General features: G+C 69.5%; 16 protein-coding genes and 1 pseudogene. 6 read left to right on the top strand and 11 right to left on the bottom strand.

Annotated elements, in window-relative coordinates:
* Positions 1-39: 39 nt before the first annotated feature.
* Positions 40-681, bottom strand: coding sequence for a DUF4433 domain-containing protein (locus tag ABZX90_RS40730; RefSeq protein WP_355213365.1), 642 nt, complete (start codon positions 679-681; stop codon positions 40-42).
* Between the two features lie 259 nt (positions 682-940).
* Between ABZX90_RS40730 and ABZX90_RS40725 the strand changes: the two genes are divergently transcribed.
* Positions 941-1,081, top strand: a complete 141-nt coding sequence (locus tag ABZX90_RS40725; protein ID WP_355213364.1) for a hypothetical protein — start codon at positions 941-943, stop codon at positions 1,079-1,081.
* A 365-nt stretch (positions 1,082-1,446) separates the two neighbouring features.
* Here the strand turns inward: ABZX90_RS40725 and fxsT are convergent, their stop codons facing one another.
* Positions 1,447-4,326 (bottom strand): FxSxx-COOH system tetratricopeptide repeat protein, encoded by a 2,880-nt coding sequence (gene fxsT, locus ABZX90_RS40720; protein WP_355213363.1) that lies wholly within the window; start codon positions 4,324-4,326, stop codon positions 1,447-1,449.
* A 117-nt stretch (positions 4,327-4,443) separates the two neighbouring features.
* Here fxsT and ABZX90_RS40715 point away from each other — a divergent pair, with 117 nt between their 5' ends.
* Complete coding sequence (locus ABZX90_RS40715) at positions 4,444-4,977, top strand: hypothetical protein (RefSeq protein WP_355213362.1); 534 nt, start codon at positions 4,444-4,446, stop codon at positions 4,975-4,977.
* A 569-nt stretch (positions 4,978-5,546) separates the two neighbouring features.
* Here the strand turns inward: ABZX90_RS40715 and ABZX90_RS40710 are convergent.
* The 8 genes from ABZX90_RS40710 to ABZX90_RS40675 form a co-directional block, all read right to left on the bottom strand.
* On the bottom strand, positions 5,547-6,122 hold the full coding sequence (locus ABZX90_RS40710) for an NAD(P)-binding domain-containing protein (RefSeq protein WP_355213361.1): 576 nt from the start codon (positions 6,120-6,122) through the stop codon (positions 5,547-5,549).
* Between the two features lie 29 nt (positions 6,123-6,151).
* Positions 6,152-7,390: a beta-ketoacyl-[acyl-carrier-protein] synthase family protein gene (locus ABZX90_RS40705; protein ID WP_351126366.1), complete on the bottom strand. Its 1,239-nt coding sequence runs from the start codon at positions 7,388-7,390 to the stop codon at positions 6,152-6,154.
* A 28-nt stretch (positions 7,391-7,418) separates the two neighbouring features.
* Positions 7,419-8,258, bottom strand: a complete 840-nt coding sequence (purU, locus tag ABZX90_RS40700) for a formyltetrahydrofolate deformylase (RefSeq protein WP_351126440.1) — start codon at positions 8,256-8,258, stop codon at positions 7,419-7,421.
* Between the two features lie 73 nt (positions 8,259-8,331).
* Entirely contained in the window at positions 8,332-9,630 is a 1,299-nt protein-coding gene (locus tag ABZX90_RS40695; RefSeq protein ID WP_351126364.1) for a beta-ketoacyl-[acyl-carrier-protein] synthase family protein, read from the bottom strand.
* Entirely contained in the window at positions 9,627-10,091 is a 465-nt protein-coding gene (locus tag ABZX90_RS40690; protein ID WP_355213360.1) for an SRPBCC family protein, read from the bottom strand. The genes ABZX90_RS40695 and ABZX90_RS40690 overlap by 4 nt, the downstream gene beginning before the upstream one ends.
* Positions 10,078-14,067: an amino acid adenylation domain-containing protein gene (locus ABZX90_RS40685; protein WP_355213359.1), complete on the bottom strand. Its 3,990-nt coding sequence runs from the start codon at positions 14,065-14,067 to the stop codon at positions 10,078-10,080. The genes ABZX90_RS40690 and ABZX90_RS40685 overlap by 14 nt, the downstream gene beginning before the upstream one ends.
* Before the next feature lie 41 nt (positions 14,068-14,108).
* Entirely contained in the window at positions 14,109-14,402 is a 294-nt protein-coding gene (locus ABZX90_RS40680; protein ID WP_355213358.1) for an acyl carrier protein, read from the bottom strand.
* A gap of 41 nt (positions 14,403-14,443) precedes the next feature.
* Positions 14,444-16,252: an acyl-CoA dehydrogenase family protein gene (locus tag ABZX90_RS40675; RefSeq protein WP_355213357.1), complete on the bottom strand. Its 1,809-nt coding sequence runs from the start codon at positions 16,250-16,252 to the stop codon at positions 14,444-14,446.
* 738 nt (positions 16,253-16,990) lie between these two features.
* On the opposite strand from ABZX90_RS40675, the gene ABZX90_RS40670 reads away from it, so the two are divergent.
* Complete coding sequence (locus ABZX90_RS40670; RefSeq protein WP_351126355.1) at positions 16,991-17,482, top strand: MarR family winged helix-turn-helix transcriptional regulator; 492 nt, start codon at positions 16,991-16,993, stop codon at positions 17,480-17,482.
* 221 nt (positions 17,483-17,703) lie between these two features.
* On the top strand, positions 17,704-19,317 hold the full coding sequence (locus ABZX90_RS40665; protein WP_355213356.1) for an MFS transporter: 1,614 nt from the start codon (positions 17,704-17,706) through the stop codon (positions 19,315-19,317).
* 139 nt (positions 19,318-19,456) lie between these two features.
* Here the strand turns inward: ABZX90_RS40665 and ABZX90_RS40660 are convergent, their stop codons facing one another.
* On the bottom strand, positions 19,457-21,019 hold the full coding sequence (locus ABZX90_RS40660; protein ID WP_351126351.1) for an APC family permease: 1,563 nt from the start codon (positions 21,017-21,019) through the stop codon (positions 19,457-19,459).
* A gap of 244 nt (positions 21,020-21,263) precedes the next feature.
* Here ABZX90_RS40660 and ABZX90_RS40655 point away from each other — a divergent pair, with 244 nt between their 5' ends.
* Together ABZX90_RS40655 and ABZX90_RS40650 are read left to right on the top strand one after the other, a co-directional pair.
* Positions 21,264-21,689 carry a DUF3052 domain-containing protein gene (locus ABZX90_RS40655; protein WP_351126349.1) on the top strand — a complete coding sequence of 142 codons (426 nt, stop codon included), beginning with the start codon at positions 21,264-21,266 and terminating at the stop codon, positions 21,687-21,689.
* 170 nt (positions 21,690-21,859) lie between these two features.
* A pseudogene (locus ABZX90_RS40650) lies at positions 21,860-22,090 on the top strand (glycosyltransferase family 2 protein); the annotation flags it as partial.
* Between the last annotated feature and the right edge of the window lie 121 nt (positions 22,091-22,211).

Raw genomic sequence — 22,211 nt, 5'->3', positions numbered from 1 at the left:
GTCCCTTCCTTACGCCTGGGTCTTCAGTGTGCCCGTTCGTCAGTAGTACCACTCGCGTCTGACAGTCACAGGCAAGTCAACGGATGCATCGTCCAGGAGCCGCTCAACCAGCAGGGCGTGCTCTCGATCGTACGTCGCAACTTCGGTCAGGGCCGAGACGGGAAGCTGCTCATAGACGAGGAACTCCGCCATGCGACGCCTCATGCGGTCGCCATCATTGGTTGTATTTGCCCAGATCTGTGCCCCAATGATGGACCAGTCGACTACCTGCTCCATGGACTCCAGGCTGTTGAAGTGATCGGTGATCGCGCTCGCGCAGTTGCCATCGCTGACGACATACGGCTGGCCGACGCCTGATGCTGCCGCCACGTTGCTGACGAGGTAGACCAGCGGGGGCTGGCCGTCCGGATAAGTGCGCACGCCGCCCTTGCTGATGCGGTACAGCATCGGCGATCGCGGTGCGTAATAGAAGGGCACGTAGTCGGCCGGCACACCGCCAGGCGAAACCTTGATCGGCCGAAGGCGTCGCTGGGACTTGATCTCAGTGTCGCCGCACTCCATTGGCACGCCGCCGCGGCTCTGCATCTCGGAGTCCGAGACCAGGCACTTGTCGTTGAGAATGCCCGGCAGGTTGCGTATGTGAGTGAAGTGGAAGAGCTGACGATCCCCTGTGCTTGTCACTCGGAGTGCTTACCACATGGCAGACGGTTGCTGGGCTCATACTCGGGAGTAGGCATCGAAGCCTGTTCTGCCTGCTCGTCCTGTGGTAGCGGCTCGTCCGCTAAAGGAGCTTGTCGCGGCCTGAGTTCTAGCGCGAATCTCTCTTCCCCCGCGTGGGGCGCCTAGAGGCGCTGGGCTGGTCAGCGGGTATGTAGCCAGCCCTCTGTAAATCTGCTGACCTCGCCTCCAGGATGCGCGGGGTACGGTCGACGCGCCCGCCGTGCTGCTGGCCGACCACATCCTGGGGCTGGGCCCGGATCACCTCGACATCCTCGCCGTCCGGCGCGACCTCGCCCAGTGGCGGGGCCTTGCGGGGGATGTGCAGGGTGCGGCTGAGGCGCAAGCAAAGCTCGGGTTCTGAGATGGACCTTAGTCTCAGTTTTAGTCTCCATTGCCGCTCAATCCGGTGCGGTACGCCCTCGTCCGTGGACGTATGGCACGTCGCCTGACCTGCAGCGCGAGCCCGTTGTCGGACGTCCCCGGACCACTCCGGAACAAGCCCGGACAGCTTGTAATGCGTAAGTGTTGGTCCCCCTTGCCTACCGGCCGTCAGCCGCGATGCGTGGTGACACGTGTGGATGCCAGAGCAGAGAACCCGCACCACAGTTGCCCTGCTCCTATGGGGAACACTGAAGGCGATCTTGAGATTGCGTTTTCCGGGGACCACAGGAAACCGATACACCCCGATTCTCTGCTCAAGCGCGTCAGTACGGCGGTCAGGGCTCGCTACCGGTGCTTCCGCCGCGCTCGGCGCTGCCCTTCCTTGCTACCGGATGCGCGCAATTTTTGAGCTTCAAATGGTCTGCCCAGGGCGGTAAGTACCTGGGCGAGGTTCTGGGTGACCCTTTGAGCGTCGGGGTGGTCTACGCCCAGGACGCGACGGCACCGCGCGCGAGTGTCCCTGAGGAGCTGCTCTGCCTCTGCGAACTGCCGAAGACTCGCCAGGGTGCTGGCGAGGTTGTTGGCGGAGTTGAGGGTGTCGGGGTGGTCGTCGCCCAGGATGCGGCGGCGGCGTTCGAGGGTGTCCTCCTGCATGCGGCGGGCCTGCTCGTACTTCCCGAGACGGTCCAGGGTGCTGGCGAGGTTGCCGGCGGATTGGAGGGTGTCGGGGTGGTCGTTGCCCAGGGTGCGGCGGTGGCGTTCGAGGGTGTCCTCGTGCATGCGGTGGGACTGCTCGTACTTCCCGAGACTGTCCAGGGTGCTGGCGAGGTTGTTGGCGGAGGTGAGGGTGTCGGGGTGGTCTTCGCCCAGGATGCGGCGGCGGCGTTCGAGGGTGTCCTCGTGCAAGCGGTGGGACTGCTCGTACTTCCCGAGACTGTCCAGGGTGCCGGCGAGGTTGTTGGCGGAGTTGAGGGTGTCGGGGTGGTCTTCGCCCAGGATGCGGCGGCGGCGTTCGAGGGTGTCCTCGTGCAAGCGGTGGGACTGCTCGTACTTCCCGAGACGGTTCAGGGTGGTGGCGAGGTTGCCGGCGGAGATGAGGGTGTCGGGGTGGTCTTCGCCCAGGATGCGGCGGCGGCGTTCGAGGGTGTCCTCGTCCATGCGGTGGGCGTGCTCGTACTTCCCGAGACGGTTCAGGGTGCTGGCGAGGTTGCCGGCGGATTGGAGGGTGTCGGGGTGGTCGTCGCCCAGGGTGCGGCGGCGGCGTTCGAGGGTGTCCTCGTGCAAGCGGTGGGCGTGCTCGTACTTCCCGAGACGGTTCAGGGTGCTGGCGAGGTTGTTGGCGGAGCTGAGGGTGTCGGGGTGGTCGTCGCCCAGGGTGCGGCGGCGGCGTTCGAGGGTGTCCTCGTGCAAGCGGTGGGACTGCTCGTACTCCCCAAGGTGGGCCAGGGTCGTGGCGAGGGCGAAGGTGATGGAGAGGGCGTCGGGGTGGTCCTCGCCAAGGTCGGCCGTCCAGAGGGGGCGGAGAGTTCTGGCCAGGTCGCGGCCGGCGGGTGCCTGCCCGCTCACACAGAGGTAGCCGACGGTACTGATGATTGTCTGGTGCAGTGAGGGGTGCTGGGCGATGGCGTGCAGGCGGGCGGCGAGGTGGGAGGTTAGGGAGGCCCACGTCGACCATGTGGCCGGGGCGTCTGTGTCGGTTGGCGCGATGGTGGTAAGGAGGGCGGTGACGTCGTTTTCTGCCGCGGTGGTGTCGGCTTCGCTGGTGTGGTCGCGGACGATGGCCTGGGTGAGCCGGTGGATCTGGAAGGTTTCGTGGTCGACGTTGGCCAGCCCGAAGCGGGCCAGGGGCTGAAGTGCGGTCTGGGGCCACATGAAGTCGTCGGGGTCGACGGTGAGCGTGGCCAGCCGGTCACGGCTGGTCTCCAGCCAGGCTGTGGGGATGGGATCGGGGCCCAGGAACGCGGCCAAGCGCAGCAAGTCGGCGGCCTGGGGGTGCTCGTCGGCCAGTCGCGCGGTGGCGATGTCCACGGTGGCCGCCAGGGAGGCGGGGTAGTTGGGCGGGCCGCCGTTGCCCATCAGGGCAGTGGTCTTGCTGGTGAGCAGGTGGCGGTAGCGGTCCAGGGTCATGCCGGTGGTGATGATGCCGGCGGCTTGGGCGAGGGCCAGGGGCAGGTCGCCGAGGTCGTCTGCGAGCGCGTCGGCCTGCTGTGCGCCGATGCGGGGGATGCTGGTGGTCAGGTAGGCCAAGGAGTCGCTGCGGGTGAACACGTCCAGGCCGTGGCTGAGGACTGTGTCCTTCCAGCCGGGGTTGCGTGAGGTGATCAGAACGTGGCCGGGTCCGGTGGGCAGCACTGACTTGAAGGCGCCGGGGTCGTCGGCGTTGTCCAGGACGATCAGCCAGCGATCCCGGGTGCGTAGATATTCGAGCAGTGAATGGGTGCTGTGGCCGGTACCGGCCTCGGGCGTGGCGATGCCCAGCCGGGTGGCCAGTTCGGTGTAGTGGACGGGGATCTGGTCGGCTTGCTCGGCGTCGATCCACCACACGATGTCGTACTGGCTGGCGAAACGGTGGGCGTACTCCAGGGCGAGCTGGGTCTTGCCGATCCCGCCCATGCCGTGCACGGCCTGCACCACCGCCTGCCCGCCGTCCAGCAGGTTCTCCCGGACCCGCGTCATCGAAGTCTCGCGGCCGGTGAAACGCGGATTGCGGCTCGGCACGTTCCATACCCCCGGCATGTCCGCGCTGCTGGGCAGCCGCGGACGTCCGCCGGGGGCAGACGCTGGTGTCGTGCCGGGGAACTGCGGGGGTGTGAGCGGGCCGGTGGGGCCGTCGACGGCGTCCCGCAGCGCGGTGATTGCGGCCTGTTCGTCCAAGCCGTGCAGATCCTTGCGGATTGCCGCGGTCAGGATGTCGGGGATTTCGATGCCGCTGAGGGGTGCGATCGTCAGCGGGACGAGCCTGCGCCTCCCCGCCACGACAGAGGTCCACTCCTCATGAGTCCAGCGCGCGGGGTCGAAATAGTTGTTGGAGAACAGCGCCACCACAGCGGTGGCCCGCCGAAGTGCCTGGTCCATCCGCTCGACGAAGTTGTCGCCGGTGCGCCAGTCCCACATGTCCAGCTCCACGCGGTGGCCGGCCTCACGCAGATGCCACGTCACCCACTCCGCCCAGGCCCCGTCGGCTCCGGCGTAGCTGACGAATACCGACTCCGCTGGCTCCGACATCGTCAGTCCCCCTTGTACGTGTGTCTCCGCGCGTCTGCCACGGACGCCCACCCATGGTCATGCCTATACGGTGGACTTGGGCGTGAATCTAGAAACTTGGGCACAGGGAGGCAGAGCATGGTGCGGGCGCCAAAATGCATCGACGTGAAGTTGAACCTGCGTGTGGTGGAGATCTCGGGTACTTGGGAGCCCAACGACGCTGAACGGCGAGCCGCCTGGGAGTTGTACGTCGAGCTGGTCACCCGTGTCTCGGTCGTGCCCCTGCGTGCCGATGAGGGACTGCTACGGGAAGCACTGAGCAGCCTGTACTCCCTGTTTACCACCACCCGGGAGATCCTGCGAAAGTACGGCCCCGAGGTCGCCGAACCCAAGAAGAACGGCCAGTACAACTTCGGCTACCTCGCCGTGGCCATGCTCAACTACGGCATCCGCCCCCTGCTCGCCCATTGGCATCCTGCCCTGGAGGACTGGGAGAGCCAACGCTCCACCGACGGTGGCCGCCGCGAGCACGAACAGGCCTGGAACGACGCCGCCGATCTACGCATCGCCTTGCGTGACACCCGTGCCACCCTGACCGCCTACGCCGACCTTCTCGCCCACGCATGCGGCGTCCCCAACCTTCTTCAGGCAGTCCCCGCGGACACGGCCTGAGACCACAAGGCGCAGTCGGGAAGAGTCCAGGTCTCACCTGATCTGTGGAATAGGTGCTCGACGATCTTGAGAACCGGTGCACCCGTTCTGTATGGACTGTCGGACGGGGCCGAGCGCGTCTGGCTATTTCGGTAGCCGTCTCCAGCTACCGATGGCGGACTGCTCGTCGCGCGTGATGAGAGTTCAGGGCCAGTCTCAGTTGCAGTCCCATTTGATACTTGGTCCGGCACCGTTCACTGGGGTCCAAGGATGTTTGCGAATCTCTCTGATCAGGGAGAACGCCTACTTCGCAGATGCCCTCGGACGTACATGGACCTAGATCGGACAGCTCGTAATGCGTAGGTCTCGGGTTCGAATCCCGAAGGCGGCTCTGTGGAAGCCTCAGGACTCACTCGCCGTGACCTGGGGCTTTTGCTTTTTCCGGACGCGGTGGGCTCTGTTCGCCGGACGCGGGGCCCTTGCGCTCCGGCCGGTCGAGAAGGTGTTGCCGGGGGCGCGGCCTGAACACCGGTGGCCGTCCCCACTCCCCGACCGGGGTGGGGACGGCCGCGACGGGTCGGCGGGCCGGGTCAGGCCGCGAACAGTCCGGCGGAGCTCACTCCGGAGAACGCCATTCGTTCCACCCGCCGTGCCTGGTCAAGGCCGCCGCCGTCGACGTAGGTGAAGGGAGTGCCGGCGCACAGCCGCAGGAACGTCCGCTTCGCGTCGGCGTCGTCGGAGATCACGCGGATGTCGGGGACGACCGAGTCGGGGCCCCCGTCGAACGCCTCCCACCACACGTTCTTGAAGGCGCCCACCAGCCGCGCCTCGGGGAACGCGGCGGCGAGGTCCTCGGTGCCGCCGGCCGCCCAGGGGCCCACGAAGTCGACGTGACCGCCGGTGAACGGGTTGGTGATGTCCACCAGGATCTTCCCGCGCAGACCGGCGCGCCAGGGCCCGAGCTGCTGCACCGCTCCCTGCACGCCGAGGAAGGCGGGGATCACCACCGAGGACTGTGCGACGACCTCCTCGCAGCACCCGCCGGTCACTCCGGGCGCCCCGCTCGCTCCGGTGGCCGAGCCGAGCCGCACCTCGTGCCCGGCCCGGGCGAACATCGTCGCCAGGGTGACGGCGATACCGCCCGTTCCCAGTACCCCGATCGTCATCGCAGCGCTCCTCCGCTCCTGGTCCTGGCTCATGCCGTACGCGTCAGCACCAGGCTGACGTTGTGGCCGCCGAAGCCGAAGGAGTTCGCGAGCGCCGCGTCCCACCGGCCCGTACGGTTCTCGCCGCTGACCACGTCCAACTGGACGCCCGGGTCGAGTTCGTCGAGGTTGCGGGTGGCCGGAACCACCCCGTGGTGGAGCGCGAGCAGGGCGGACATCGCCCCGAACGCTCCCGAGGCGCCGAGCATGTGACCGGTCATCGACTTGGTCGCGGTCACCACCGGGTGGTCACCCAGTGCCTTCGCGACCGCCTCGGCCTCGGCGAGGTCGCCGCCCGGGGTCGAGGTGGCGTGGGCGTGCACATGGCCGATGTCGCGCGGTTCCAGTTCCGCGTCCCGCAGCGCCGCCCGTATCGCGAGGACCTGCCCCTCGGAGTCGGACGCGGAGATGTGCCGGGCGCTCGACGTGACGGCCGCGCCGGCCACCGCGCCGTAGACGCGGGCACCCCGGGCCCGGGCGAACTCGGCGCGTTCCAGGACCAGGACGGCGGCGCCCTCGGCCATCACGAACCCCGAGCGGGCGGCGTCGAACGGCCGGGACACGGCGGCCGGGTCGCCCTCCTGCCGCGACAGCGCCTTCATCTGCGCGAACGCGGCCACGATGAACGGATGCAGACTCGCCTCGGTACCGCCGACCACCACGACGTCGGCGCGGTCCAGACGGATCAGGTCCAGTCCCAGGGCGATCGACTCGGCGCCCGAGGCACAGGCGCTGACCGGGGAGCGCGCGCCGCCTCGCGCCCCCAGGTCGATGCTGACCCACGCCGCCGGTCCGTTCGGCATCAGCATGGGGACCGCGTACGAGGACAGCTTCCGCATGCCCGACCGCTCGTACACCTCGTTCTGTCCGAGCGTGCTCAGCACGCCTCCGATCCCGGTGCCGACGACCACCGCCAGCCGTTCCGGTTCCACCTGGGGCCGGCCCGCGTCCTGGAAGGCCTCCCGGGCGGCCGCCACGGCCAGTTGCTCCCCGCGGTCCAGCTTGCGGGCGTGCACCCGGCCGAGCACCTCGACCGGGTCGGCGGACACCGACCCCGCGATCCGCACCGGCAGTTCCTCGGGCCGGCCCTCGTGCCCCGTGTGGCCCTCGTAAAGGGAGCGCACACCCGACCGTGCGTCGAGCAACGCCTGCCACGAGTCGGCCGCGTTCCCTCCGAGCGGTGTCATGGCGCCCAGCCCCGTCACGAGTACGCCGCAGTCTCGGCTCATCGCCGTCCTCTCCCGGTCCGTCGGCCGCTCATGCGAAGACGATCGTGTGGTTGCCATGGCGGATCACCCGGTCCTCGCTGTGCCACTGCACCGCGCGCGTGAGCACGGCCCGTTCCACGTCCGCGCCGCGTCGCTGGAGGTCGGCGGCGGTGTCCGCATGGCTGACACGGACCACGTCCTGCTCGATGATCGGGCCCTCGTCGAGGCTTTCGGTGACGTAGTGGGCGGTGGCGCCGACGAGTTTGACGCCGCGTTCCTTCGCCCTGGCGTAGGGGCCGGCGCCGATGAACGCGGGCAGGAAGGAGTGGTGGATGTTGATGATCGGTACCCCCACCTGCTCGATGAAGTCCGGCGACAGGATCTGCATGTAGCGGGCCAGGACGACGAAGTCGACGTTGCCCCGCAGCAGACGAAGATGCTGGGCCTCGGCGGCGGACTTGTCCGGGCCCGCGGACGGGACGTGGAAGAAGGGGATCCCGAACGAGCGGACCTCCTCGGCGGTGTCCGGATGGTTCGAGATCACCATGGCGACGGTCACCGGCAGCTGCCCACGCCGGTGCCGCCACAGCAGGTCGAGCAGACAGTGGTCGGACTTCGAGGCGAAGATCGCCACCCGCTTGGGCACCGACAGGTCCCGCAACGTGAACTCCAGCTCGAAGTCCCCGGCGAGCCGCTGCCGCAGTCCGTCGTCGATCGCGGGCAGGGCGGCCCTGAGGTGGTCGAGACCGAACACCGTCCGCTGGAAGAACGCGCCGCCCTGCGGATTGTCCGAGTACTGGTCGAGGGAGACGATGTTCGCGCCGTGCTCGCCGAGCACCGAGCCGACGGCCGCGACGATGCCCGGCCGGTCCTTGCCCCGGACGGTCAGGGAGGCGTGGAGGTGCCCGGTGCGGTGCGTCGTGGCGGTGGCTGTGCCGTCGGCCTCCAGGGTCAGCGACACGTCACTTCCCCTTCTCGGCCAGGGTGTCGGGGGCGCGGCTGACCAGGCCGCGGAAGGTCAGAGCCACGTTGTGGCCGCCGAACCCGGCCGAGTTCTTCACCGCGACGATCTGCTCGGGCCCGAGCTTCAGCGGGCTGCCGTGCACCACGTCGACCGAGAGCCCCTCGTCGAGGCGGGTGAAGTTACGGGTCGGGGGCACCAGGCCGTGGTACAGGCTGAGGATCGTGGTGATCGACTCGATCGCGCCCGCCGCACCGAGGCTGTGCCCGGTCATCGACTTGTTCGCGGTGAGCGCCGGACCCTGGTCCGCGTCCCCGAACACGGCCTGTACCGCGCGTGCCTCGGCCGCGTCGCCGGGCCCGGTCGCCGTGCCGTTGGCGTTGAAGTGCGCGACGTCCGCGGGCGTCACCCCGGCGTCCGCGAGCGAGGAGCGGACGGCCGCGACGGTGCCGGTGCCGTTCGGCTCCGGCTGCACTATGTGGTACGCGTCCGACGAGATACCCACCCCGGCGAGCTCGGCGTAGATCCGGGCGCCGCGCTCCCGCGCGTGCCGCTCGGACTCCAGTACGAGGATGCCCGCCCCCTCGCCGAGGACCATCCCGTCGCGCTCCGCGTCGTACGGGCGGCAGGCGGACGCGGGGTCGTCCACCCGCTGCGACAGCGCCCGCATGGCCGCGAACGAGGACAGGACCAAGGGATGCAGGGGCGCCTCCGCGCCGCCCGCCACCACGATGTCCGCGTCTCCGCGGCGGATCAGGTCGGCCGCCGTGACCAGCGCCTGGGTTCCGGAGGAGCAGGCGTTCACCGTGGCGTGCACGCCGAGGCGCGCGTTGACCAGCAGGGCGACGGCCGCCGCGGAGCCGTTGCCCATGGACATCGGCACGGTCATCGGGGGTACGCGCCGCCAGCCCCGTGTCTTCAGCGCCTCCCAGCCGTCGATGATCGAGGTCATGTCGCCCAGCGCGGCCGAAACCGCCACGGCGACCCGATGCGGGGCCACGGACACCCCGTCGAGGCCAGCGTCCGCCCACGCCTCCGCCGCGGCCGTCATCGCGAACTGGGCGGAGCGGCTCAGCCGGCGGCGCTGCTGGTGGTCGAGCCCCTGACCGGGTTCCACCTTCGCCCGCCCGCCCAGAAGGGGTGGCAGGTCCTTGGCCCAGGACTCCTCGTCCAGCAGGCCTAAGCCGCTCTCGCCCCGCAGCATCGCGTCCCAGGTACTCGCGACGTCCCCGCCGAGTGGGGTGATCTCCCCGAGGCCGGTGACGACGACGTTCGTGGTCTCTTCCTGACGTGTGTTCATCGGTTGTGCGCTCCCTGTCCGACCTGTGCGGCGAGCTTTCCGGAGTCCTTCTTGACCGAGTTGATGAGCACCTTCCGGAGCAGGGACTTCGGCATGATCCCGAAGTAGTCCCCGGGCTCCACCTCGAACGTCCAGTGCACGGTGGTGGTCCCGTCCCCGTTCTCGGCGTAGTCGTAGGTGCCGACGTAGTGGAACGGTCCCTGCAGGGTGTGGAACTTCGAGCGCCGGCCCGGCTCGAACTCGCTGATCTCGACGGTGAATTCCATCCGCTTGCCGATCAGCTGGAAGGTGATCTCGTACCGGCCGCCCGGCCGCGGCTCCCCGTCGAGGAGCTTCACGTCCACGCACGCCGCCTGCCACACGGGGTCCTGGACCGGGTCCGAGATCAGTGCGAACGCCTCCTTCGGCGGCACCGGGAGGTGGAACGCGTACTCGGCCTTCACCAGCTCACTCTTGGCCATCGTCGGTGGGTCCTTCCATGTGTGCGGCGATCGCCTGGGCGGCGATCTCGGCGTGCGGCGGATACATCACCGAGTTGTGGTCCCCGGAGACGTCGATGACGTGCAGTGAGCCCTTGATCAGCGCCTCCCAGCCGAGCTTCGGCCCGTACTCGGCCGGCTCGTCGGCCGCGCGCAGCAGCACCAGGTCCAGGTCGGCGGGCTCGGGGAGGTAGGTCTGCAGGGCGATGCCGTTGGCGAGGTACGCCTCGAAGTAGCGCAGGATCTGAGCGCGGTCCGCGTCCTCGGCGAGGACGCCGATGGCGGCGGCCCGCTGGAGGATGTGGTCGAACGCGGCGTCACCGCCGAGTGCCCGCAGATCGTCCGCGGGGATGTCGAGCGTCTTCCCGGCGGGAACGGCGAGGTCCCGCGCGAACCAGGAGAGGATCGTCGAGTCGTCCGCGGACTCGGGGATGTTGTCCTCGATCGGCGCCCGGCTGTCGATGCCGAAGAGGAACTCGATCTCCTCGCCCGCCGCGCGCAGTTGTCCGGCCACCTCGTAGCCGATCACGCCGCCGAAGCACCAGCCGCCGAGGGCGTACGGGCCGGCCGGCTGGACCTCCCTGAGGTAGTCGATGTAGCGGGTGGCCATGGCCTCCACGCTGATCTCGGCCTCGCCCTCGTTCTGGATGCCGGGGGCCTCGATCGCCAGGACCGGCCTGCCCGGCGGGAGGTGGCGGGTCAGCTCGACGTAGCAGAACACGGTGCCGCCGAAGGGGTGGAACAGGAAGACGGGCCGCTGCTCCGGGTCCCCTTCCCGCAGGGTGACGAGCGGGGCGCGCGAAGTCTCCTGGCCACCGGACCGCACGATGGCGGCCAGTTCGGCGATGGTGCCCTGGCGCAGCATGACGGAGATCGGTACCTCCACGTCCCACTCGGCGCGGATGGCCGAGCTGAGCCGGACGGCGAGCAGGGAGTGGCCGCCCACGTCGAAGAAGTTGTCGCGGATGCCGACCTGGGAGATCCCCAGGATCTCGGTCCACATCCGCGCCAGCGTGATCTCCGTGGCGTCGCGCGGCTTCTCGAAACCGGCGTCCGAGGCGAGGACGGGCTCCGGCAGCCGGCCCCGGTCGATCTTCTTGTTGGCGGTCAGCGGCAGTTCGTCCAGGACCATCACGATGCCGGGCACCATGTACGGCGGAAGGGACACCGCCGCGGCCGACTTGACGTCCGCCGTCCGCAACTCGGCCCCGGGCTCCGCCACCAGATAGGCGACGAGCCGGTCGTCCCGGACCACGACGACGGCCGTGGAGACGCCGTCGACCGCTCCGAGGACGGCCTCGACCTCGGAGAGTTCGATGCGGTAACCGCGCAGCTTGATCTGGTTGTCCAGGCGGCCGTGGTGCAGCAGCCGGCCGTCGCTGGTCCAGCGTGCCCGGTCACCGGTGCGGTAGAGGCGCCGGCTCGGGGCGGCCGGCAGTCCGGTGACGAACCGCTCCGCCGTCAGTTCCGGCCGGTCCCAGTAGCCGAGGGCCAGGCCGTCGCCGCCGATCCACAGCTCGCCGGGGAAGCCCGGCTCGACGCCACGGCCCTGCGGGTCGAGGACGTACAGCTGCGTGTTGGCGAGGGGCGCGCCGATGTCGATGCCGGACGAGGGCTCCACCAGACCGGCGGTGGACCATACGGTCGTCTCGGTCGGCCCGTACACGTTGCGCAGGCTCGTCACCCGGCCGGCCAGGAACTCGGCCAGGTCCAGGGGGAGTTCCTCGCCGCCGCACAGCACGTGGAGCCGCGGGCAGCCTCCCCAGCCGGCGTCGCGCAGCATGCGCCACGAGGTGGGGGTCGCCTGCATCCAGGTGGCGCCGGAATCGTCGATCCGGGCCGCGAGGGCGGCACCGTCGGCGGCCGTCCCGCTGTCGCACACGATGACCCGGCCGCCGGCCACCAGGGGCATGTACAGCTCCAGGCCGGCGATGTCGAACGAGATCGTGGTGACCGCGAGCAGGCTGTCCGACGCGGTGAACCCGGTGTCGTCCCGCATCGCGAGGAGCAGGTTCGTCAGCGCGTGATGGGGGATCGCCACACCCTTGGGGCGGCCTGTGGAGCCCGAGGTGTAGAGGATGTACGCCAGGTCGGCGGGACCGTCCGTCGGGTCCGAGGGTGCGGCAGCCGTCGCGTTCTCGTCCCCGCCGTCGACATCGGCGTCGGCGCTCAGCAGCCCGGCGCCGAGGTCGTCCAGGTTCAGCACCGGAAGGCCGGGCAGCCGGCTGTCGCTCAGGTCGGTCTGACTGATCAGGAGCCGGGCGCGGGAGTCCTCGGCCATGTAGGTCAGCCGCTCGACGGGGAGCTTCGGGTCCAGCGGGACGTACGCGGCGTCGACGTCCAGGACGGCCAGGAGTGCGGCCACCAGTGGCGCGCCGCGCTCGGCCATCACCGCGACGCGGTCACCCGCCGCGACACCGGCCGTCCGCAGGGCCGTCGCGGTCTCCTCGACCGCCGCCAGGAGCCGGGCGTAGCTCCACTCCTCGGCGTCGGTGACGAGCGCGGTCGCGTCGGGAGCCCGCCGGACCTGGTCCCGGAAGAGTTCCGGCAGCCGGGCCGCGGGCATCTCGCGCTCGGGTCCGGAGCCCCATTCGGCGAGCCGCGCCCGCTGCCGTTCGTCGCCCCGTACGAGATCGCGCAGGGGTTCGTCCGGCCGGGCGACCAGGGTCTCCACCGTGGTGACGAAGGTGGCGGCCAGTTCCCGGGCCGTGCCCGCACCGAAGATGTCGGTGTTGTAGCGCAGGACACCCGCGAAGGCACCGTCCCGTTCCGCGCCCATCTCGATCCACAGATCGGTCTGGCCCTCCTGCTGCGGCAGCGGATACGGCCGCAGGGTGGCGCCCGCGATGCCCAACTCGGCGTCCGGGCCCGGCTCCAGGAGGAAGAACGCGTCCATGTCGTTGAGGAACGGCAGCCGGTCCCAGGCGAAGCCCGCCTGGTACAGCGGCGTCCGGCTCGGGTCGCGCGGCGGGGCAAGTTCCCGCACCAGCCACGGGAAGGGCAGCTCCTGCGCCCGCATCGCTTCGAGCACCCGCTCACGGGAGGCCGCGAGCAGCTGACGGTACGTCGACTCCTCGTCGACCTCGCCGCGTACGACGACGGTGTTGACGAAGTTGCCGAGGGCGTCGCGGAACTGCCGCTGAAGCCGTCCGGAGGTCGGGGTGCCGACCGTGATGTCCGACTGGCCGCTCAGCCGGCTCAGCTGGACGAAGTAGGCGGACAGCAGCACCGTGTACGGCGTCGCCGAGGTCTCCCGCGCCAGGCGTCGTACCGCTTCGGTCGCGGCGGCGGACAGCGCGAAGGGCGCCGAGCCGCCGTCGTAGGACGGCGCGGGCGGTCGCGGCCGGTCGCCGTACAGATCGAGGCCGGGCGGTACGTCCGCCAGCCGCTTCTCCTCGCCGTCGAGGAGCGCCCGCGCCTTCTCGCCGGTCAGGAAGGAGTGCTGGCGCTCGGCGAACGCGGCGAAGGCACCGCCGTCGAGGGTGAACCGGTTCGGCGTGCCTTCCAGTCGGCTGCGCACCTCGGAGAGCAGCAGGGCAAGCGACCAGAAGTCGGCCGCGATGTGGTGCATCACGAGGGTGAACACCCAGGTGCGTTCGCCGGTGCGGTAGAGGTGTACGCGCCACAGCGGCGGCCGGGACAGGTCGAACGGGGTCCGGGTGTCCGTCCTGACCCGGTCCCGCAGCGTCTTTGGGTCCGTTCCCCGTGCGTCGGTGCGGCGGATGTCGAGCGGTAACGCGTCCCGCACGAACTGCTCCGGCCCGTCCGGGCCGGAGCGGAAGCCGACGCGGAGGGCGTCGTGCTCACGGGTGAGGTCGGCGAGGATGTCCCCCACCTGGACGCCGAGTGCGGCGTCGGCGGTGACTTCCGCGCCGAACACGATGTGGTAGGCGGAGCACTCAGGGTCGGTCTCGTGGATGAACCAGAGGCCGGCCTGCTGTGCGTTGACGGAGCTCACGGAATCACTCGGATCCGTCGTCGTGGCCGCGTGCGCTGTCGTCATCGCTGACCGTCCGCGGCCGCGGAGACGGGCTCGGCGTTCATCAGGTTCCACAGCGCCTCGGCCAGGGTGTCCACCGTCGGGTGGTCCCAGAGCAGATCCACCGGCGGGTCGGAGAGGCCGCAGGCGTCCTCTATCTCCATGCCGACGGTGAGCGCCGCCATGGAGTCCAGGCCGTAGTCGGTGAAGGGCCGGTCGGTCGCCAGCTCGTCGGGAGCGATCCCGGCTTCGGTGGCAACCGCTTCGAGGAGAACCCTCTTGACGTCGTCGATCGTCATGATCTTGGTGTTCATAGCGGGTCGGTACCTTTCGGTGTTCGGCGGTGGGGGGATGTTCAGGCGGCGGTCGACGCGTGGTCCTTGGCCGCCGCGCGCGCACCGGGCTCGGCCATGCGCATCCGGCGGACGGAGAAGAACTCGTTGTCGGCGTGCTGGGAGTTCATCCGGCTGAAGAGCCGCCAGGCGGTCGCCGGGTCGAGGTCACCGACCTCGTACTGGTGGACCTGCCTGCGGGCCAGCGCGGCCTGCAGCCATTCGCCGTCGGCGAAGAACTCACCGAGGTGATCCCGGTTGAACAGCCAGATGCCGAGGGCCGCCACCTTGGCGTGCAGGGCGCTCAGTTCCTCCGCCACCCGGATCAGCCGGGGCGGGGTGGACTTGGCGGACGCCGAGGCCCGCGCGGGCCGGGCGGCCGCCCACCGCCGCACCTCTTGGACCCGTGCGAGCAGCGCGTCGAGCTCCTGCCGCAGCTCCTCGGTCTGGCCGCGCAGGACGGCGAGCCGGTCCTCGTCGCAGCCGGTGGACGGCGACAGCCCGGCGAGGCGGCTGATGAGCGCGGGCAGGCTGGCGAACGTGGCGTCCCTGCCGCGCCCGAACACGCTCACCCGGTCCGGCTCGAAGGGCGGCAGGTCGGCCCGCAGGTCGTACAGCGGCCGCCAGTCCTCGTCCGCGTCCTGCCCATGTGCCTTGGCCAGGGCGGGCAGTTGGAGCGCGAGGCTGTCCAGGCAGACCGGCTCGCTGCCGTCGAAGACGGACACGACGGCACCGTCGCGGAGCATCTTCTGGAACGTGCCCACGTGTTCGGCGGAACGCATGAAGTAGCGGGCGCCCAGGGTGCGGGACAGGACCTTGCTGTTGAAGTCGACCAGGCGGGCCACCTGCACCTTGGCCAGGTTCGCCCAGATGCTGAACTGCTCGGTGTACAGGTGCAGTCCGCGCATCGCCACGAGGCTCTCGCACTCCGCGACGAGCAGGCTCAGGTACGCGTTGGCGAGGGATTCGGTGACGTACGGGATCTCGTTCGCGGGGCCGTCGTAGAGGACCCGGTCGGACAGGAATCCGGCCACGGTCCGCAGCATGGTGTCGCCCGTGCCGAGGGACAGCCCGGTGCAGAAGGTCCGGGTGATCAGGAGTCCCCGCAGGGCCAGTTCGAGTCCCTCGCCCTCGGAGCCCAGCCGGGCCGAGGCGTCCACCCGGGCGCCGTCGAAGGCGACTCCGCTGATGTCGCAGCCGCGCAGACCGTAGGTCGGGACGCGGGGGACCCCGGTCACCTCGCCGGAGATGACCTGCGAGCGGTCCACGAGGAACATGGACTGCTGGCGCTTGGCCGGTGTCTCCTCGTCGCCGGTGGTTCCGAGCAGCACCACGTGGGTGGAGGTCCGGCCCCGGTTGATCGGCCACTTCTCGCCGGACAGGACGTACTGTCCGCCGTCCGGGGTGGCGGTGAACCGGTTGGCGGCCAGGTCGGCGCCGTGCCCGGGCTCGGAGTAGGCCAGACACGGGATGACCCCGCCGTGCAGGACCGTGGCCGCGTACTTCGCCTGCTGTTCGGCGTCGCCGCCGATCCAGGCGAGCATCATCCAGACCTGGGTGCTCTCGCTCACCGCGACGTTCATGTCCCGGCGGGCGATCACCCGGGTCAGCATGAGGATGTCCTCGGTGGCCCGGAGATCGCCGCCCAGCCGCTCGGGAACGAAATATCGGTTGAATCCGAAAGCACGGACTTGATCGATTCCGGCGACCGGCAATTCATCCCGCTCGTCGAGCTCCAGGGCTCCGGCGAAGGATAAGGAGTTCGACTCCACCGCGGGGTCGCCGAGCCAGTCCTCCAGGGCCTCCGCGACGGCAGTGCTTGACAGTTCCATTGAACGCTTCCATTCCATGCTTGAGAGGACAAGGGCGCCGTACGGCAGCCTTGTCCGTCAAATGTCCGTGGTGATGGAGGGGTGCAGGACAAAAGAGCGCACGGCGCGACGCGAGGTGAGCGCGGTCGGTGCAGTGCGAAAAGAGGTCAGACCAGCGGCTTTGAGCCGGTGGTGTCGGACCAGCGGTGTCGGACCAGCGCGAATGCGCGCTCGCTCCTCGACGTCAGCGTTGTCCGCGACAAGATCTAATAGTAAGGTAAACCACTCTGAATTCCCCCGTTGCGCTAAGCGCGTTTCTTTCCCCGTTTGCGTGACCCTGGTCGCTGATAGCAATGTTCTGGCCACGCACTTCTGGAGCCTAGCAGGCGCGCAACTTCGACCCATGTGGTCCGGGTCACAGGGGTTCTCGGTAATCATGCTCGAATGTTGGATTTCGCAAGAGATCATCGAAGGGCTGACCTCGCCCGTCTCCGGAGAATGACCGGTTCCATTTGGCGGAATGCGGACCGCTACGTTCCGGTGAATTTTGCGTCGATGTAACGGGACGAGGTTCCGCCGCCGATTGCACATGATTGCGGAGCGGTGAATTCCTGCTGGCTCGGAACCCGCCGCGAGGCGGACCGCGGCCTCGTGCCGGCGGACCGCGGCCGGGACGATCTCCTCGGGGGTATGGGTTCGTTGCCCGGGAATCGTTGTATCTTCGATGGTGGAGACTGCCACGATCGAAGGAGTCGGCTCATGGTGCGCAGCGGCAACGCCGAGCAACACGGGGTGTCCCCCCGGAAGGACTTCCCCATCGCCGAGCGTCCCGGCTACCTGCTCCACAAGGCGGGGCTGGTGCTGGTGGAGGACGTGGAGCAGGCGCTGGGCGCGGTCGGCATGCGCATCCGCTACTTCTTCGTGCTGGCCGCCCTCGCCGGCGGGCCCGAACTCTCCCAGCAGGACCTGAGCCGACTGCTCAACCTCGATCCGACCACGGTCGTGACGGTGATCGACGAGATGGAGCGCAATCAGCACGTCGAGCGCCGGCGCAACCCGGCCGACCGGCGGCGCTACAACCTGATCCTCACCGAGTCGGGCCGTGAGGCGCTCGCGACGGCGGACCGGGTGGCCACGGAGGTCGAGTCGGCCTTCTTCGGCGCGCTCGCGGAGGACGAGCGCGAGGCGCTGCGCAAGATGCTCGGCGTACTGCTGGCGGGCCGCTGGCCCGCGTCCGTCTGTTCCGACTGACGCACTCATCCTCGAAGACGCCCGCGGCGCCGTGTGAAACGGCGCCGCGGGCTTCGTCGTAGCTGCGGCCGTCACTCCAGGTGGCCACCTGTGAGCCGAAGGTGAGATGCCGATCGGTCACCCCGTCGGCCGCTACCGACCGTCACGACCATTGACGTACGGCTTTCCAATCATCTAGATTTCCATCATCTAGAGATCCCGTTGATTGGAAGGTTCCCGCAATGTCCGCAGAACGCGCACCATCGCCCACGAGGTGGTGGACACTCGGGATCGTCGCGTTGGGCTCGTTCATGCTGATGCTCGATCTGAGCGTGGTCTCCATCGCGCTCCCGCAGATCCATCGGTCCCTGGGCGGCAGCTTCGCCGACCTGCAGTGGGTGTTCGACGCCTACGCCCTCACGCTGGCGATCTTCCTGGTGGCGGCGGGCTCGCTCGCCGACCGGATCGGCCGCAAGAAGCTCTTCCAGGTGGGCTTCGCCATCTTCACGGCCGCCTCCCTGGCCTGTGGTCTGGCCGACGGCTCCGGGGAACTGAGCTGGTTCCGCGCCATTCAGGGTGTCGGCGCCGCCGTCATGTTCGCGGTCGGTCCGGCGATGCTCAGCCACGAGTTCCACGGCAAGGAGCGGGCGACCGCGTTCACCGCGTTCGGCGCCGCCGTCGGTCTCGCCGTCGCCACCGGCCCGCTCATCGGCGGCTCGCTGATCAACACGCTGTCCTGGCGCTGGATCTTCTACATCAACGTGCCGGTCGGCATCATCGCGATCCTCATCGGTGCCCTGCGCGTCCGTGAGTCGCTCAACAAGCGGGCTCACCCCACGGACTGGACCGGTCTCGCCACCTTCAGCCTCGCGCTCGGAGCACTGGTCTTCGCCACCATCCGCGGACCCGTGGAGGGTTGGACCAGCGGCACCACGCTCGGCCTCTACGCGGCCAGCGCGCTCTTCCTGGTTCTCTTCGTGGTCATCGAGCGGCGGATGGGCGAGCGTGCCCTGATCGACCTCGCGTTCTTCCGCAGCCCCACCTTCGTGGGCATCTCCCTCGTCGCCATGATCGGCAACGCCGGAGCCCTGCCGTCGGTGTTCTTCGAGACCAGCTACCTCGAGAACATGCTGCACGTGGACGCCTGGGGCACGGGGCTGCGCTTCCTGCCGCTGACCGGCGCGATGTTCGTGGCCGGTGCCCTCGGCGGCGGCCTGATCGGCAAGGTCCCCTTCCGGGTGCTGCTGGGCGGCTCGACGCTGGTCATGGCCATCGGCATCCTGTTCCTGAACCTGACCGAGGCCGACTCGTCCTGGACCGTGCTCGTTCCGGCGCTGGTCATCTCCGGCTTCGGCATGGGCGCCTTCAACCCGGCCCGGGCCGCGCTGGCCATCGGCGTCACCGAACCGGCCAAGGCCGGTGTCGCCTCCGGCATCAACGAGACCTTCCAGCAGGTCGGTATCGCGGTCGGCATCGCCGGCGTCGGTGCGTACTTCCAGCACAGCGTGTCCCAGGACTTCACGTCCTCCGCGGTCGGCAAGCAGATGGGGAACGACGCCGCTGAGCAGGCCGCCCACGGCATCAGCGCCGGCTCCCTGGACGCCGTCGCCCAGGCCGCGGGGCCGCTGCGCGACAAGGTGCTGGCCACCGGGCAGGACGCGTTCATGAGCGCCTTCCACGGCGCCATGACCCTGAGCGCGATCCTCGGGTTCGTCGCCGCGGTCATCGGCTTCACGATGCTGCGTACGAAGGACCTGCACGCCAGCGCGCTGTCGACCATTCCGCCGGACGTCGACGAGGACGGCGAGGTGCGGCCCGACGGGTCGCCGGACGTCGCGGTGGGCGCATCGGCCTGACGCCGCCCCCCGGAACACCGTCCCGGTGGCTCATCCCCCGCGCCACCGGGGCGGCTCCCCGCTGTCCGGCACCATCACCCGCGATCCCCCGAGAACACCCGCGATCACCCGCCTCCGGATCCACCGGAGGCGGGTGTCGTCAGTTCCCGTCCACGTCGTGGGACGAGACCGGGATGGTCTCCTTGCGGAAGTAGGCCGGGCGGAACGCGCTGTACAGGAGCATCAGGACGGCTCCGAGGAGGAGGGCGCCGATGCCGGTGACGAAGACGCCGCCGAGGTGCCAGTGCGGCGGGAACGGCATGGTCCACGAGGTGCTGCCGTAGTCCGCGGCGGCGTACACCACACAGGCGTTGATGAAGAAGTAGAGCAGCATGGCGCCGCCCAGGCCCGGCATGATCCCGCGCGTCCACAGGTCGCGCGGGCTGCGGGTCAGGACCCTGCGGTAGTACCAGACGCAGGCGAAGCCGGTGAGGCCGTAGTAGAAGGCGATCATCAGGCCGACCGATCCGATGGAGTCGGCCAGGACGTCCTCGCTCGCCCGGGTCAGCAGGACGTAGAACGCGATCGAGGCCAGGCCCATGCCCACGGTGGACCAGGTCGGGGTGAGGAAGCGGGGGTGGATGCGGGAGAAGCGCTGCGGGATGGCCTTGAACGCCGCCATGGACAGGGTGGTGCGGGCCGTGGGGAGGATGGTCGTCTGGGTGGAGGCCGCCGCCGAGGTGAGGACCATCACGATCAGGAGCTTGGTGGCGACCGTGCCCCAGCCTCCGGTGCCGAAGACCTCGGAGCCGAGACTGGAGAGGACGTCTCCGGAGTTGTCCGGGTTGCCCAGCCCGATGCCGTGCTCGCCCACACCGGCGAACGCCTGCGCGGACGTGGTGACCATGAGGTAGACGAGCAGCAGGATGACGGTGGACAGGACGGCGGCGCGGCCCGGGGTGCGGTCGCGGTCGCGGGTCTCCTCGTTCACGGACACCGCGGTGTCCCAGCCCCAGTAGATGAACACTCCGGCGAGGATGCTCTTGGTCAGGTCGTCGAACGAGTTGATCTCGAAGGGGTTGAACCACGACCACGAGACCTCCGACGAGACGCTCGGCGCCGTACCGCCGTACACCTTGACCAGTGCGGTGACCGCCAGCAGGCACAGCACCACGATCTCGATGGTGAGCAGGAACTTCTGCAGGTTGGCCGAGAGCTCGATGCCGATGTAGCAGATCAGGGTCATCACGGCGATCCACAGGACGCCGACCAGGGTGACCCAGAACGTGTCCTGCGCCAGTCCGTCCGCGCCCACGAGCTGGAAGCCGTACGAGCCGGCGATCTGGGCCAGGTTGGCCATCACGATGATGTCGGCCGCGACGATGCCCCAGCCGCCCAGCCAGCCGGTACGGGGGCCGAAGGCCCGGGCCGCCCAGGTGAACGTGGTGCCGCAGTCGGGATCGGCCCGGTTGAGTTCCTTGTAGCCGTAGGCGATCAGGAACATCGGGACGAAGGCGAGCACGATCACGATCGGTGACTGGAAGCCCACGATTCCGACGATGAAGCCGAGGGTCGCCGCGAGGCTGTAGGCCGGGGCGGTGGAGGCCAGCCCGATCACCATGCTGGAGAACAGGCCCAGGGCGCCGCCCTTGAGGCCCTTGTCCGTGGCCCCGGGCCCCTGTGGGGGCAACGGTGCGGGCGGCGGGACGGTTGGTGAGCTCATGGCGCCCTCCGGAACCTTCTTGCGCCCGTATGTCGGTGGACGGGGCGCCCGCTGTTCCCGGCTCCGGAGACCTCGGGCATCCCCGGGAACACCAGGGGAGTCCGGGGACGCCGGGCCGCTCCCACCAGCATGAACCCGCTCGCCGACAACCGGTAATCGAGCGTCCGCCGCCCCGCGTGGAACGCCTCCCACCCTCTTTCCGGCCCCGCGGGCCGACCGGTCCACACGGTGCCATCCTTCAGGGATGACGGGATCCAGCGCGGCGGGCGGCGGATACTCCGGTACGCCGCTCGCCCGGAAGATCGGCATCAAGGCGGGGCAGTCGGTCCGGCTGACCCATGGGCCGCGGGGCTTCGAGATCCCCGGACTGCCCGAGGACTGCGCGGTCGAGGACGGCGGCCCGAAGGGCGCGGACGTCACCGTCGCCTTCTTCCGGGAACACGCCGAACTGGCGGCACAGGCCGCCGGGTTGGTCCGGGACCTGTCCGACACGGCCATGCTCTGGATCGCCTGGCCCCGCCGTGCGGCCGGGCATCGCAGCGACATCACGGAGAACGATCTGCGGGACCTCTTCCTGCCCCTCGGTGTCGTCGACGTGAAGGTGGCGGCGCTGGGGGAGGACTGGTCGGGACTGAAATTCGTACGGCGCAAGGAGAACCGGCGCCCCTGACGGTGGACGTATGCCCGTAGATCAGGACGTACACATGGCGGACGTGTGGGCGTACTTGAGGAGTCATCCCGGTGAACGACTAGCATCGCGGCACAGTTGTCGGCCGGGATGGGGTGGGTGTCGTGTCACAGGCGGAGGAGGGGCCGCGGATCGCCGTTGCCGTGGTGACCATGGGCAACCGGCCCGTCGAGGTCGACGCACTGCTCACCTCCGTGGCCAAGCAGGATGTGGCGCCCACCCGGATCGTGATCGTCGGCAACGGCTGCCCGCTGCCCGAGTTCGCCGAACGCCTCGGCCTGCCGGGAGAGGTGACCGTCATCGAACTGGACGACAACCTCGGCTGCCCCGGTGGCCGCAATGTCGGACTGAGCCGGCTCCGTGAGTTCGGGGACGTGGACGTGGGGGGGGGGGGGGGGGGCGGGGGGCGGGGGGGGGGGGGGGGGGCGGGGCGGGGGGGGGGGGGGCCGGGCCCCGCCCCGCCCCCGCGGGCATCCGGGGCGTGCGCCAAGCCCCCCAGCACCG

The sequence above is a fragment of the Streptomyces sp. NPDC002935 genome (assembly GCF_040611295.1).
Lineage (GTDB): Bacteria > Actinomycetota > Actinomycetes > Streptomycetales > Streptomycetaceae > Streptomyces.
Note: the sequence above shows the minus strand (reverse complement) of the source record. Positions and strands in the feature narration are given on the sequence as shown.

Bases quoted from the DNA above. Each gene is read 5' to 3' on its own strand.
- fxsT (WP_355213363.1), bottom strand. From the start codon at position 4,326: ATGTCGGAGCCAGCGGAGTCGGTATTCGTCAGCTACGCCGGAGCCGAC.
- ABZX90_RS40715 (WP_355213362.1), top strand. From the start codon at position 4,444: ATGGTGCGGGCGCCAAAATGCATCGACGTGAAGTTGAACCTGCGTGTG.
- ABZX90_RS40710 (WP_355213361.1), bottom strand. From the start codon at position 6,122: ATGACGATCGGGGTACTGGGAACGGGCGGTATCGCCGTCACCCTGGCG.
- ABZX90_RS40705 (WP_351126366.1), bottom strand. From the start codon at position 7,390: ATGAGCCGAGACTGCGGCGTACTCGTGACGGGGCTGGGCGCCATGACA.
- ABZX90_RS40695 (WP_351126364.1), bottom strand. From the start codon at position 9,630: ATGAACACACGTCAGGAAGAGACCACGAACGTCGTCGTCACCGGCCTC.
- ABZX90_RS40690 (WP_355213360.1), bottom strand. From the start codon at position 10,091: ATGGCCAAGAGTGAGCTGGTGAAGGCCGAGTACGCGTTCCACCTCCCG.
- ABZX90_RS40680 (WP_355213358.1), bottom strand. From the start codon at position 14,402: ATGAACACCAAGATCATGACGATCGACGACGTCAAGAGGGTTCTCCTC.
- ABZX90_RS40675 (WP_355213357.1), bottom strand. From the start codon at position 16,252: ATGGAACTGTCAAGCACTGCCGTCGCGGAGGCCCTGGAGGACTGGCTC.
- ABZX90_RS40670 (WP_351126355.1), top strand. From the start codon at position 16,991: ATGGTGCGCAGCGGCAACGCCGAGCAACACGGGGTGTCCCCCCGGAAG.
- ABZX90_RS40665 (WP_355213356.1), top strand. From the start codon at position 17,704: ATGTCCGCAGAACGCGCACCATCGCCCACGAGGTGGTGGACACTCGGG.
- ABZX90_RS40660 (WP_351126351.1), bottom strand. From the start codon at position 21,019: ATGAGCTCACCAACCGTCCCGCCGCCCGCACCGTTGCCCCCACAGGGG.
- ABZX90_RS40655 (WP_351126349.1), top strand. From the start codon at position 21,264: ATGACGGGATCCAGCGCGGCGGGCGGCGGATACTCCGGTACGCCGCTC.